Origin of the sequence: Methylobacterium sp. GXF4 (assembly GCF_000272495.1) — a bacterium.
In the GTDB taxonomy this organism is placed as follows: domain Bacteria; phylum Pseudomonadota; class Alphaproteobacteria; order Rhizobiales; family Beijerinckiaceae; genus Methylobacterium; species Methylobacterium brachiatum.
In genome coordinates this window covers 66,061-78,861 of sequence record NZ_AKFK01000051.1, presented here as the reverse complement: position 1 = coordinate 78,861, position 12,801 = coordinate 66,061, and the positions used below count along the sequence as shown (strand labels likewise).

Annotated in this window: 11 protein-coding genes; 8 read left to right on the top strand and 3 right to left on the bottom strand. The window is 70.6% G+C overall.

Annotated features, from left to right (window positions below; translation table 11 throughout):
* Positions 1-24 precede the first annotated feature (24 nt).
* From WYO_RS08320 to WYO_RS08310, 3 genes are all read left to right on the top strand, one after another.
* Complete coding sequence (locus tag WYO_RS08320) at positions 25-1,230, top strand: amino acid aminotransferase (RefSeq protein WP_039902530.1); 1,206 nt, start codon at positions 25-27, stop codon at positions 1,228-1,230.
* A gap of 4 nt (positions 1,231-1,234) precedes the next feature.
* The gene (locus WYO_RS08315) at positions 1,235-2,272 is read left to right on the top strand and encodes a hydroxyacid dehydrogenase (RefSeq protein ID WP_007561162.1); all 1,038 of its coding nucleotides are present in this window, start codon (positions 1,235-1,237) and stop codon (positions 2,270-2,272) included.
* 286 nt (positions 2,273-2,558) lie between these two features.
* The gene (locus WYO_RS08310; RefSeq protein ID WP_007561160.1) at positions 2,559-4,661 is read left to right on the top strand and encodes a TonB-dependent receptor; all 2,103 of its coding nucleotides are present in this window, start codon (positions 2,559-2,561) and stop codon (positions 4,659-4,661) included.
* A gap of 9 nt (positions 4,662-4,670) precedes the next feature.
* On the opposite strand, the gene WYO_RS08305 is transcribed toward WYO_RS08310, so the two are convergent.
* The 3 genes from WYO_RS08305 to WYO_RS08295 form a co-directional block, all read right to left on the bottom strand.
* The gene (locus WYO_RS08305; RefSeq protein ID WP_007561157.1) at positions 4,671-5,468 is read right to left on the bottom strand and encodes a TIM barrel protein; all 798 of its coding nucleotides are present in this window, start codon (positions 5,466-5,468) and stop codon (positions 4,671-4,673) included.
* 3 nt (positions 5,469-5,471) lie between these two features.
* A complete protein-coding gene (locus tag WYO_RS08300; protein WP_007561155.1) occupies positions 5,472-6,143 on the bottom strand; it encodes an aspartate/glutamate racemase family protein in 672 nt (223 codons plus the stop codon).
* Positions 6,144-6,238: 95 nt separating this feature from the next.
* A complete protein-coding gene (locus WYO_RS08295) occupies positions 6,239-7,282 on the bottom strand; it encodes a LacI family DNA-binding transcriptional regulator (RefSeq protein ID WP_244424110.1) in 1,044 nt (347 codons plus the stop codon).
* Between the two features lie 178 nt (positions 7,283-7,460).
* On the opposite strand from WYO_RS08295, the gene WYO_RS08290 reads away from it, so the two are divergent.
* From WYO_RS08290 to WYO_RS08270, 5 genes are read left to right on the top strand one after another with little or no spacing between them, the layout of a single operon-like run.
* Positions 7,461-8,768: an alpha-hydroxy acid oxidase gene (locus WYO_RS08290; protein ID WP_007561151.1), complete on the top strand. Its 1,308-nt coding sequence runs from the start codon at positions 7,461-7,463 to the stop codon at positions 8,766-8,768.
* Between the two features lie 13 nt (positions 8,769-8,781).
* Positions 8,782-9,843, top strand: a complete 1,062-nt coding sequence (locus WYO_RS08285; protein WP_007561149.1) for a lactonase family protein — start codon at positions 8,782-8,784, stop codon at positions 9,841-9,843.
* A gap of 40 nt (positions 9,844-9,883) precedes the next feature.
* Positions 9,884-11,179: an MFS transporter gene (locus tag WYO_RS08280; protein ID WP_007561147.1), complete on the top strand. Its 1,296-nt coding sequence runs from the start codon at positions 9,884-9,886 to the stop codon at positions 11,177-11,179.
* A gap of 16 nt (positions 11,180-11,195) precedes the next feature.
* On the top strand, positions 11,196-12,035 hold the full coding sequence (locus WYO_RS08275) for an NAD(P)-dependent oxidoreductase (RefSeq protein WP_007561145.1): 840 nt from the start codon (positions 11,196-11,198) through the stop codon (positions 12,033-12,035).
* On the top strand, positions 12,032-12,766 hold the full coding sequence (locus tag WYO_RS08270; RefSeq protein WP_244424109.1) for a substrate-binding domain-containing protein: 735 nt from the start codon (positions 12,032-12,034) through the stop codon (positions 12,764-12,766). Before WYO_RS08275 ends, WYO_RS08270 begins: the two co-directional genes overlap by 4 nt.
* Positions 12,767-12,801 lie beyond the last annotated feature (35 nt).

The following is a 12,801-nucleotide window of genomic DNA, read 5'->3' as shown; positions in this document are numbered from 1 at the left end:
GCCCCTCTGGGACGATTGACGATCATGACCTCGCTGTTCGCCGGCATCCAGGACGCGCCGCTCGACCCGATCATGCGCCTGTTCGAGGCCTTCAACGCCGATACGAGCACCAAAAAGCTCAACCTCGTGGTCGGGGTCTACACGGATGCCGACGGCAAGGTGCCGCGTCTGCGCGCCGTTCAGACCGCCGAGAAGCGCTGGATCGAGAAGGGCCTGCCGAAGACCTACCGGCCGATCGAGGGCACCAAGCCGTTCCGCGACGCGGTCCAGGCCCTGCTGTTCGGCGAGGGCGCCCCGATCCTGAAGCAGAACCGCACCGCGACGCTCCAGAGCATCGGCGGCACCGGCGCGCTCAAGACCGGCGCGGACGTGCTCGCCCGGCTCAATCCCGGTGCTACCGTGGCGGTGAGCAACCCGAGCTGGGAGAACCACAAGGCGCTGTTCACCCAGGCCGGCTTCACGGTCGTCGATTACCCGTATTTCTCGGCCGAGACCGGCGGCGTCGACTACCCGGCGATGCGCGCCTACCTCCAGGATCTGCCCAAGGGCTCGATCGTGGTGCTGCACGCCTGCTGCCACAACCCGACCGGCGCCGACCTGACGCCCGACCAGTGGAGCGACCTCGCGCCCCTGCTGGCCGAGTGCGGCCTGATCCCGTTCCTCGACATCGCCTACCAGGGCTTCGGCGACGGCCTCGACGCGGATGCCGCGCCGGTGCGGCTGTTCGCCGAATCCGGCCAGGAATTCTTCGTCGCCTCGTCGTTCTCGAAGTCGTTCTCGCTCTACGGCGAGCGCGTCGGCGCCCTGACGATCGTGGCCGAGAACCCGGCCATGAAGACCAAGGTCGAGGCTCTGGCCAAGCGGCTGGTGCGGGCGAGCTACTCGAACCCGGTGACCCACGGCGCGGCCATCGTCGAGATGGTGCTGACCGATCCGGAGCTGCGCGCCGATTGGGAGCGGGAGCTCGGCGAGATGCGCGAGCGGATCCGGTCCATGCGCGTGCGCATGGCCGACAGCCTGCAGCAGCGCCATCCCGAGCGCGGCTTCGACGCGATCAAGGCGCAGAAGGGCATGTTCTCCTACACCGGCCTGACCCCCACGGAGGCCACGCGCCTGCGCGAGGAGCACGAGGTCTACGCCCTGGAGACCGGCCGGATCTGCGTGGCGGCAGTCAACACCCACAACATCGACCACGTGGTCGATGCGATCGACGCCGTCGTGAAGGGCTGACCCGGTGGCGGCCCGCAAGCGCGTCTGCCGGTTCAATCTCTGGATCAACCCGGTCTTCGATGCGCGGCTGAGGGCCGAACCCGACATCGACCTGCAGGTCGGCGACCTGCAGGGCCCGGCGGAGCCGCTCGAGGCCCTGCTCGCGCAGGCCCACGTCTTCCACGTCTCGCCGGCAAGGGACGAGCTGCCCCGCCGCTGGCACGTCACCGACGCCCTCCTCGCCGGCTGCCCGAACCTGCTCGCGGTCTCGTCGGGCGGGGCGGGCTTCGACACGGTGGACGCGGCCGCCTGCACGCGTGCCGGCGTCGCGGTGGTCAACCAGGTCGGCGGCAATGCCCGCTCGGTGGCGGAACTCGCCATCGGCCTGATGCTCGCTGTCTCCCGCAAGATCTGCGTCTCGGACCGGCTGCTGCGGACGGAACGGGGATTCTCGCGGGAATCGCTGATGGGCCACGAGATCGGCGGCGCGACCCTCGGGCTCGTCGGCATCGGCCATACCGGCCGGGAGGTCGCCAAGCTCGCCCGGGGCTTCGACATGCGGGTCCTGGCCTATGACCCGCTGCTCTCTCCGGACGAGATCCGAGCGCGCGGCGCCGAGCCGGTGGACCGCGCGCGGCTGCTCGCGGAATCCGACATCGTGTCCCTGCACTGCCCGCTCGACGCCACGACCCGGGGCAGCTTCGGCGCCGAAGCCTTCGCGGCCATGAAGCCCGGGGCCCTGTTCGTCACCACGGCGCGCGGCGGCATCCACGACGAGGCCGCGCTCGCCGAGGCCCTGGTCTCCGGCCATCTCGCCGGGGCCGGGTTGGACGTCTGGGCGCCCGAACCGCCGCCTCTGGACTCGCCTCTGCTCCGGATCGACACCGTGGTGGCGACCTACCACACCGCCGGCGTCACCCACGAGGCGCGCCGCAACGTGGCCTCCTGGGGCGCCGAGCAGATCATCGGTCTTTTGCGGGGCGAGACCCCGCCGCGGCTGGTCAATCCGGAGGTCTGGCCGGCGGTGCTGGCGCGCCGGGCGCGGCTGATCGGCACCCCGTAGCAAAGCCGGACTCGCGCGCAGCGGCCTTCCGCTTTGTTGCTCAACGGCAACAGGGCGGTGACGGCGTGCGGTAGCTTTGAGTCGTTGTAAGCTATTCGTCTGCCAGATCAAAGTCATTCCAGGTTTTCGACCGCCGGCATCTCGGCCGGCAAGCTTGACCGCACGGGTCGCGCTCGACCATCTCGGCGGCCTGGCAGTGTCTTGGCTTGCGAACGTGTCGACAGAACTTACCCAAACTGGAACGAACTCTCCGTATTGGAGAACAAATCTCGCCGCCTCTGCCATCATGATCGGAATCTCCGCTCTATTTGGCGCGCATGAAGCCTGGGCGGAACCTGCTGTCGACGCGAATCACGAGGTCCAGCTCGAGGAACTCTCGGTCACCGGCCAAGGCGGCCCCGCCCGGGCTTCGCAGGGCTACGCACCCGCGACCACGATCAGCGCCACCCGCACCGACACGCCCCTGCGCGATGTCCCGCAGACAATCGTGCCGGTGACCCGGCAGGTGCTGGAGGACGCCGCCGCAACACGGATCGACACCGCCCTCGATCTGGCCGGCGTCGGCCGCTCCAACAATTTCGGCGGCCTCGGCCTGAGCGAAGTCACGATCCGCGGCTTCTCCGTCTTCGAATATTATCGCAACGGCTTCCCGATCAATCGCGGCTACCCGAACACGCCCGATGTCGTGGCGATCGAGCGGATCGAGGTGCTGAAGGGGCCGTCGGCCTTCCTGTACGGACGCGGCGATCCCGGCGGCACCTTCAACATCGTGACCAAGCAGCCCCTGGCCGAGCGCTCGCTGGCGATCGGCACGCAGTACGGCAGCTACGGCGCCAAGCGCAGCACCTTCGACGCCACCGGGGCGCTCGACGAGAACGGCCAGGTGCTCGCCCGCATCACCGGCGCGGTGGAGGACAATGGCAGCTTCCGCGACTACGTGAGCGGCGACCGCTACCACGTCGCCCCCGTCATCGCGTGGAAGCCCAGCGCGGATACGACGATCACCCTGGAGGGGGCGTTCGTCAGCACCGGCACGACCTTCGACCGCGGCATCGTCCCCCTGCAGGGCCGGCTGCGCAACGTGCCGCGCTCCCGCTTCCTCGGGGAGCCCGGCCTGCCGCCGAGCGTGGTCCAGGACGCCCTCGGCCAGTTGCGGATCGAGCACCGGTTCGACCAGGACTGGGTCCTGACGGCCGGGGGTCAAGTGCTGGGCGGGAGCCTGAAGAGCTGGGGCGTCGGCGCCGCCGCCAACGGCTTCCTGCCGGACGGCCGCACCCTGCGCCGGAACCTGGAATGGCGCGACCTCAACTGGTCCGACACCGATCTGCAGGTCAACCTGGCCGGCAAGTTCGATACCGGCTTCCTGCACCACACGCTGCTGCTCGGCCTCGAATACGACCGCTACCGCTACCGGGAACGCTTCGACCGCTCGAACGCCGCGACCTACCCGTTCCTGCTCGACCTGCTGGCGCCGCGCTACGGCCAGGCCCTGCCGCGCAGCCTGCCGACCATCACCAATTTCCTGCAGCACACCGAGAGCTTCGCGGGCTACGTCCAGGACCAGATCGACATCACGCCGCAGCTGCACGCCCTGGTCGGGGTCCGGGTCGAGGATGTCGGCCAGGATTCGACATCCTACATCACCAACCGCACGACGAACCTGCAGGGCACCCAGGCGCTGCCGCGTTTCGGGCTCGTCTACGACCTGTCCGACGCGGTCTCAGTCTACGGAAACTACGCGCGCTCGTTCAAGCCCAGCACCGCCGTGGACCGGCGCGGCCAGCCCCTCGCCTTCGAGGGCGGCGAAGGCTACGAGGCCGGCGTGAAGGTTGGGCTGCTCGACGGGCGGCTCAACGCCACCGCGGCCGTGTTCGACATCCGCCGCACCAATGTCCCGACCACGGATCCGCTCGATTCCGCCTTCAGCGTCGCCGCCGGCGTGGTCCAGAGCCGCGGGTTCGACCTGACCGTGGCAGGCGAATTGGCACCCGGCCTGCGCGCGATCGGCACCTACACCCATGTCGACGCGGCGGTGGCGCGGGACAATTCGATCCCGGTCGGAACCCGGCTCGCCAACATCCCGGCCAACAGCTTCGCCATGCAGGCGGTCTACGAGATCCAGGGCGGCGACCTGAGGGGGCTCGGCTTCGGGGGCGGGCTCACAATCGTCGACAAGCGCGCCGCCGGAGCGGCCCTGTCCACCTTCACGATGCCCGCCTACACGCTGGTGAACCTGATCTCGTATTATCAGATCACGCCGGATGTCCGGGTCTACCTCAACGTCGATAACCTGCTCGACGAGACCTACTACGACCGCGCCTTCCAGAACCGCTACGCCACCCCGGGCCAGCCGCGCACCATCATGGGCGGCGTCGCGGCACGGTTCTGAGGGCCGCCCCTACGCCGAGGCCGCCCGCATCCAGCCGAGGCCGGCCTCGGTGCCGGCGGCCGGGTGGTATTCGCAGCCGATGAAGCCGGCATAGCCCACCGCCTCAAGGGCCTCGAAAATGGGGTCGAACGCGATGGTGCCGGTGCCGGGCTCGTGACGGCCCGGATCGTCGGCGATCTGGACATGGGCGATCAGCGGCGCGTGCGCCCGGATCAGCGCGGCCGGGTCGTGGCCGAGGCAGACGCAGTGATAGGCGTCGAACAGCAGCTTGACGTTGTCCCGGCCGATCGCCCGGATCGCCTCCACGGCCTTGAGCGGGTCGTCGATCACGTAATCGGCGATGGAGCCCGGGCCGATCGGCTCAACGATCACGGTCATGCCGCGGACCTTGGCGGCATCGGCCGCGAAGGCGAGGTTGTCGAGATAGGTCGCCCACAGCCGCGCGGGCTCGGCCCCGGCGGGCCGGATGCCAGCCATCGGGTGGACCATCCGGCAGCCGAGCTGCTCGACGTAGTCCAGGGTCGGCGCGATGGTGGAGCGGTAATAGGCGACCTTGTCCGGCAGGGCGGCGAAGCCCTTCTCGCCCTTGGAGGCGTCGCCGGCCGGAAAGCCGGTCTGGACCAGGGGCACGCCGGCCCGCGCGAGCCAGCCCGCCACCTCTTGGGCCGGTGTCGCGAACAGGTTCGGATGCTCCACGGCCCGGAACCCGGCCTTGGCCGCGGCGGCGAACCGTTCGGACAAGGGCAGCTCCGTGAACAGGAAGCCGCAATGGCCGCTCAGGCGGTCGGAGAAGGCACCGAGCTTCATGGATCAGGCCCTCTCAGCCGTCTCGATCAGGGCGCGCATCCGGTCCACCGCCGCGTGCGGCGCGGTCAGGACCGGGACGTCGACGGCGGCGCGCACCGCCTCGGCCGCCCGGGAGGTCGAGAAATGCGCCAGCATGATCGCGTCGCAGTCGGAGAGTTCCGGCGCCCGCTCGGCGATGAGCCGGTTGTGGGTCTCGGCGTCGCCGGCACGCAGGCGCGCCATGGCGTCGTCGACCAGGATCGTGCGCAGGGTCGCGGCCCGGCCGGACTGGCCGACGAAGACCTCGAACTCGTCGGTCATGGTGCCGATCGAGGGGCCGAAGGTCGCCAGCATGCCGATGCGCTGCCCTTGCGCGATGGCCGCGCGGAACATCGCCTCGTTCGGCTTCAGCACCGGCACCGGCACGGTCTCGCTCAGCCGGTCGATGGCCGGCCCGAAGGCCGAGCAGGTGATCAGGATGCCGTCGGCGCCCATGTCGTGGCCGTAGCGCCCGAAGCGCACGAACCGGTCGATCATGCCCGCGGAGATCTCGCCGGGCTCCTTGGCCCGGTCGAGGGACAGGCCGTCATCCAGCAGGTTGACCGTCTCGGCGTCGGGCCAGCGCTCGGCGAAGGCCGCCTGGATCGGAGCCATCGCGACCGGCGTCGCGTGCAGGAGGACGATGCGGGGGGCCATGCTGTCTCCCGGGATGTGGCGCGGTCGGGCGTCCGGTCGCCATTCGGCGTCTTGTAAGCGATTTCAAGGCGGTGGCAAGATATCGCCGATCCGCGTCAGGCGCCGTTGGGCTTGCGCGGCGGTGCCGTGCTGCCGCGCAGGATCAGCTCGGCGTCGATCTGGGTGAGGCGCACCACCGGGCGGCCCTGCATCCGGGCGATGAGGTGGTCGCCGGCGGCGTGGCCGATCTCGGCGGAATGGATCCGGATCGTGGTGAGCGCCGGGTCGAGGAAGGGCGCGAAGTCGGAATCGTTGTGGCCGATCACCGAGAGGTCGCCGGGCACGTCGAGCCCCCGGGCCCGGGCCTCGATCATGGCGCCGAAGGCGATCTGGTCGGTGCCGCAGATGATCGCGGTGGGCGGCGGCCCGCCGGCCAGCATCTGGCGGAAGCCGTCGCGGCCGCCGCCGATGCCGTAGGAGATCTCGATGTCGTGCTCCGGGGCGAGGCGCAGGCCGCGGGCTTCCAGCGCCTGAGCAATGCCGTTCACGCGGGCGCCGCCGCGGTCGTTGTCCTTGCGCAGGCCGGAGATCACGCCGATCCGCCTGTGGCCGAGATCCACGAGGTAGTTCGCCGCCCGGGCCGCGGAGGCGGCGTTGTCGAAGCCGACGCACGGCCGCTCCCGCGACAGGCTGAAGGTCTGCACCATCGGGATGCCATGCCGGGCGATGCGGGCGTGGAGATCCGGGTGGTGGATGTCGCCGACCAGCATCAGCCCGTCGACGCCGCGCTCCAGCAGGAAGGTCGCCTCGCGCAGCTCGTCCTCCAGATCGTAGCCGGCATTGGCGGCGACCAGGGTGTAGCCGGCCTGGCGCAGCCGCTCCTGGAAGCTCGACAGGACGCGCACGAACGCCTCGTTCTCGATGTTGGGCACGACGGCGCCCACCGCCATGAACCGGCGGGTCGACAGCGCCCGGGCGGCGCCGTTGGCGACGAAGCCGAGATCCTGGGCGGCCCGCATCACGGCCGCGCGCTTGTCGGCCCGGACCCCGGCCGAGCCGTTCAGCACCCGGGACACCGTCGCTGTGGAGACCCCGGCGCGATGGGCCACGTCCCGCGCCACCGGGCTGCGCGACAGGGGTTCGAGGATCTCTTCCGGCACGCCCAGCACTGAAATCCGACTTTCCCCGTGACACCCTATCGCCGCCGCGCGGCTACGGCCAGCGATGGAGACCGGCAGTATATTGACACTCCGGTCTGCCACTGGCTATCTGAAAGCGCTTTCAGAAACCGCGCGGCGCCGGGTCTTGCGAACGGCGGCGGAATCCAGGGAGGAGCGGATGGCGACGTTCGACCAGCCGGCTTCCGGCCCGGGGGCGACGGCGCGCGACTCGGCCACGGTCGGGCGGGCGGATGCCGAGGCGCCTGGCATCGCCGGCCCGCAGGCCCTCGTCACCAGCCTCAAGCGCAGCGATGCGGTCACGCCCTACCGGTTCCGCGACCTGCTCGCGCTCGACGATTTCGAGCGCCACGCCCGGCGGCTCCTGCCGCACATGATCTTTCAATACGTCGCCGGCGGCGCGGAGACCGGGGCCGCGCTCGCCCATAGCCGCGGCGCCTATGCGGATTACGCCCTGGTGCCGCGGCTGATGCGCGACACGTCGGGCCGCGACACCGCCACGGAGCTGTTCGGCCAGACCTACGCGGCGCCGTTCGGGGTCGGGCCGCTCGGCGGGGCCGCGTTCATCGCCTATCGCGGCGACATCGTGCTCGCCGAGGCGGCGCGGCGGATGAACCTGCCGATGATCCTCAGCGCCTCCTCGCTGATCAAGCTGGAGGATGTCTACGCTCAGAACCCGCAGGCCTGGTTCCAGGGCTACCTGCCCGGCGACCAGACCCGGATCGACCGCCTGCTCGACCGGGTCGCGGCCACCGGCTACCGCACCTTCGTGGTGACCGCCGACACCCCGACTTTGGGCAACCGCGAGCACAACACCCGCAGCGGCTTCTCGATGCCGATCAAGGTCACGCCCAAGGTGGCGTGGCAGAGCGCGACCCACCCGCGCTGGCTGCTGGGCACCGTGGCCCGGACCTTCCTCAAGCACGGCGCCCCGCATTTCGAGAACACCGAGGCCGAGCGCGGCCCGCCGATGATGTCGCAAGGCGCGGTGCGCAACACCATCGCCCGGGACCAGCTCTCTTGGAAGAACCTGGAGGCCATCCGCAAACGGTGGTCCGGCAACCTGGTGGTGAAGGGGCTGCTCGCCCCGGAGGATGTCGAGATCGCCCGCGGCTGCGGCGCCGACGGGGTCATCCTGTCGACCCATGGCGGCCGCCAGCTCGACCACGCTATCGCGCCTCTCGACGTGCTGCCGGAGATCGCTGCGAAGAAGGGCAGCCTGAAGATCATCGTCGACAGCGGCGTCCGCCGCGGCACCGACGTGATGAAAGCCCTGGCCCTCGGCGCCGACTTCGTCCTGCTCGGCCGGCCGTTCATGTTCGGCGCCGCGCTCGGCGGGGCGGCGGGCGTCGAGCACGCCATGCGGATCCTCAAGGAGGAGCTCAACCGCGACATGGCGCTGATCGGGATCAACCGCCTAACCGACCTCAACCCGGACTTCCTGCGCCGCGTCCCGCGGCGAAGCTGACCCGGAGACCGGCATGACCGACGACGCGCCCCGCTCCCCCCTCGGCCTCGCCTTCGTCGGCTGCTTCACCACCGCGCGGCGCCGGGCCCGGGGCCGGGGCATCGACATCTACCGGGTCGGGGCCGGGCTCGAGGGCTGGACGCATCTCGGCCGGGTCGACGGGCTGGACAACCCGTCCTTCCTGGTCGCCGATCCGGCCCGCTCGGTGCTCTACACGGTCCAGGGCGACGGCGCGGCGGCCACCGCCTTCTCGGTCGCGCCGGACGGAGCCCTGCGCAACCTCGGCAGCGCGGAGACCGGCGGCACCAACAGCGTCCACCAGGCCCTCGACCCGAGCGGGCGGTTCCTGATCGTGGCCAACTACGCCAGCGGCTCCGTGGCCCTGATGCCCCTGCGCCCCGATGGCGGGCTGGAGCCGGCCGCGCAGGTCCTGCCGATGCCGGGTGAGCCGGGCCCGCACCGGACCGAGCAGGCCAGCGCCCACCCGCACCACGTCGTCCTGTCGCCGGACGCAGGCCACGTGCTCGTGCCCGACAAGGGCCTCGACCGGGTCTTCATCCTGCGCCGCGACGGCAACCGCCTGGAGATCGTCTCCGAGGCCGTCCTGCGCCCGGGCGCCGGCCCGCGCCACATCGCGTTCCACCCCGGCGGGGCGCTGGCCTTCCTGGTCAACGAGCTGGATTCCACCGTCGCGACCTGCCGCTGGTATGCGGCATCCGGGACGCTCACGCCCCTCCACTGCGTCCCGACGCTGCCGCCGGACTTCTTCGGCGCGAGCACGGCGGCGGCGATCGTGGTCACGCCCTGCGGACGCTTCGTCTACGCCTCGAACCGCGGCCAGGACGGGATCGCGCGCTTCCGGGTCGAGGGCGACAGCCTCGAACCGGCCGGCTGGACGCCATCGGGCGGCCGGGACCCGCGCTTCATGACGCTCGCGCCGGACGGCGGCCATCTGCTGGTCGCCAACGAGCAGGGCGACAGCCTGGTCGAATTCGCCATCGACCCCGGTAGCGGCGACCTCAGCCAGACGGGCTCACGCCGGAGCCCGAGCCCCTGCACGATCGCGTTCCTGTAAAAATACAAAACAAAAACATGATGATCCCGGAGGAAACCCGATGTTCGCCAAACGATACAGGTTCCTGATCGCGACCCTGCTCTTCATCGCCGGGATCATCAACTACATGGATCGCGCCGCGCTCGGCGTGGCCGCGCCCTTCGTCAAGCAGGACCTCAACCTGTCGCCCTCCGAGCTGGGGGTGATCTTCAGCACGTTCTTCTTCGGCTACGCCCTCTTCGCCTTCGTGGGCGGCCAGCTCGCCGACCGCTACGGCCCGCGCAGCGTCTACACCTGGGCGGCGACCGCCTGGTCGGTCCTGTGCATGCTCACCGGCGCGGTGACCGGCTTCGCCCAGATGTTCGTGGTCCGCGCCCTGTTCGGCTTCGCCGAGGGGCCGATGAACTCGACCACGAACCGGACCATCACCACCTGGTTTCCCCGCGAGGAGACGGCCCGGACCATCGGCTTCACCTTCTCGGGCCAGACGGTCGGCAGCGCCATCGCGGCTCCCGTGGTCGGCCTGCTGGCGATCCAGTACGGCTGGCGGGTGGCCTTCATCGTGATCGGCGCCGTCGGCCTCATCTGGGTGGTGGCCTGGCGGATCCTGATGACCGACCGGCCCCGGGACAATCCCCGGGTCTCCGCGGAAGAGATCGCGCTGGTCGAGCGCAGCCGCGCCGTGTCGCACCTCGCCGCCTCCGACCACGAGCGGTCCCTACGCGACTACCTGTTCCTGCCGAGCACCCTGTCGCTGGGGCTCGGCATGTTCGCGGTGAACTACACCCTCTACATCTTCCTCTCGTGGCTCCCGAGTTACCTCACCGACGCCCTGCACATGCCGGTGCAGCAGATGGCGTTCGTGGCCTCGATCCCCTGGGCCTGCGGCTTCGTCGGCTATGTCGGCGGCGGCATCGTCGCCGACCTGCTGTACAAGCGCATGGACGACAAGCTGGCGGCAAGGAAGATCACCACGATCGTGCCGCTCGCCATCGCGGGCGTCGCGCTGATCACCGTCAACGCCGCGCCGAACGCCGCGGTGGCGGTATCCCTGATCGCACTCGCGGTGCTGATGCTGACGAACTCGGTGCAATCCTGCTGGGCGACGATCCACGAGCTGGTGCCGGAGGCGCGGGTCGGCGGGGTGAGCGGCTTCATCCACCTGCTGAGCAACATCTCGGGCATCATCGGCCCGACCGCCACGGGATTCGCCGTGCAGTATCTCGGAGGCTATGCCAGCGCCTTCGTCATCGCCGCCCTGATCGCCGCGGCCGGCGTCATCGCGATGGCGATCTTCGTGAAACGTCCGCGCCGCCCGCAGGCGGCCCCTCCCCTCAACGCGGTGAAGACCGCCTGAACCCGGAGCGAACCCGATGAGCGCATCCCCCGACACGATCCCGCAGAAGCCCGTCCTGCTCACCGGCGCCTCGGGCGCCCTCGGGCGGGTGCTGACGAAGGCGCTCGGCGCCCAGGGCTGGACCCTGCGCCTGACCGACCGGGTGCCCTTCCCCGACCCGCTGCCCGAGGGCGCGCGCTTCCAGCTCGCCGACCTGGAAGACGGCCCGGCGATCCTGCGCCTGGCAGAGGGTTGCGGCACGATCCTGCATTTCGGCGGGGTCTCGGTGGAGCACCCGTTCGAGACCGTGATCGGCCCCAACATTCGCGGGCTCTACCACGCCTACGAGGCGGCCCGGCGGGAGCGCGCCCGGATGGTATTCGCCTCCTCGAACCACGCGATCGGGTTCCACGAGCGGAAAGAGGTGCTGGACGACGACTGCGCCCTGGCGCCGGACGGCTATTACGGCCTGTCCAAGGCCTATGGCGAGATGATGGGCGGCCTGTACCGCGACAAGCACGGGGTCGAGAGCGTCTTCCTGCGCATCGGCTCCTGCTTTCCGGAGCCCATCGACGCCCGGATGCTGGCGACCTGGCTGTCCTATGCCGACCTGACCCGGCTGATCACCCGCGCCACCCTGGCCCCGAGCCTCGGGGCGAAGGGATCGGTGGTGATCTGGGGCGCCTCGAACAACAGCCGGATGACCTGGTGGCGCCGGGACGGCCGCGACGTGATCGGCTGGGCGCCGCAGGACAGCGCCGATTCCTACGCCCCGGCGCTGGAGGGCAAGACCAGCGGCAACCCGGTGATCGAGCGCTACCAGGGCGGCGGCTTCACCGCCCTCGACTATTCCCGCACCGAGCCGACCGCCCGGTGATCACAGCCACCGAGACGATGGGAGCCGGCATGGCGGACGAGCAGCAAGCGACGCGGCTGAAATGTGCCCTCGTGGTGCGGGGCGCCTTCGACGCCCATGTCGTCCCCGCCTTCGCGGCGGCGGGCGGCCGGGCGGCGATCGACTGGGCGCCCACCGCGGTGATCATGAAGGCGCTGGAGGCGGGCGAGACCGCCGACGCGGTGTTCGTGCTCTCCGACGCCATGGACCGGCTGATCGCCGCCGGAAAGGTCGAGCCGGAGACCCGGGTCGATGCGGTGCGCTCCCGCTACGGCATCGCCGTGAGGGCCGGGGCGCCCCATCCCGATATCGGCAGCGTCGAGGCGCTCAAGCGGACGCTCGTCGAGGCGCGCTCGGTGGCCTATTCGCGCACCGGTGCCAGCGGCATCTACTTCGCTGGCCTGCTGCCGCGGCTCGGCCTCGAAGACGCGGTCAACGCCCGGGCGACGATCATCCCGCAGGGCTTCACCGCCGAGAAGCTGGTCTCGGGCGAGGCCGACATCGCGGTCCAGCAGATCAGCGAGCTGATGGTGGTGCCGGGCATCGAAGTGGTGGGGCCGTTCCCGGAGCCGGTCCAGGAGGTCACGACCTTCGCGGCCGCGATCCTGCGCGGCGCCGCCGACCGGGACGGCGCCCTGCGCTTCCTCGCCGGGCTGACCACCCCGGAGGCCGCCGCCGCCTACCGCGCCAGCGGCCTCGAGCCGGCTTTCTGAGACGGCTGGCGACCGCCGTCCTCGCGAGCGCTGCG

Bases quoted from the DNA above. Each gene is read 5' to 3' on its own strand.
- WYO_RS08320 (WP_039902530.1), top strand. From the start codon at position 25: ATGACCTCGCTGTTCGCCGGCATCCAGGACGCGCCGCTCGACCCGATC.
- WYO_RS08280 (WP_007561147.1), top strand. From the start codon at position 9,884: ATGTTCGCCAAACGATACAGGTTCCTGATCGCGACCCTGCTCTTCATC.
- WYO_RS08305 (WP_007561157.1), bottom strand. From the start codon at position 5,468: ATGAAGCTCGGTGCCTTCTCCGACCGCCTGAGCGGCCATTGCGGCTTC.
- WYO_RS08290 (WP_007561151.1), top strand. From the start codon at position 7,461: ATGGCGACGTTCGACCAGCCGGCTTCCGGCCCGGGGGCGACGGCGCGC.
- WYO_RS08310 (WP_007561160.1), top strand. From the start codon at position 2,559: ATGATCGGAATCTCCGCTCTATTTGGCGCGCATGAAGCCTGGGCGGAA.
- WYO_RS08285 (WP_007561149.1), top strand. From the start codon at position 8,782: ATGACCGACGACGCGCCCCGCTCCCCCCTCGGCCTCGCCTTCGTCGGC.
- WYO_RS08275 (WP_007561145.1), top strand. From the start codon at position 11,196: ATGAGCGCATCCCCCGACACGATCCCGCAGAAGCCCGTCCTGCTCACC.
- WYO_RS08300 (WP_007561155.1), bottom strand. From the start codon at position 6,143: ATGGCCCCCCGCATCGTCCTCCTGCACGCGACGCCGGTCGCGATGGCT.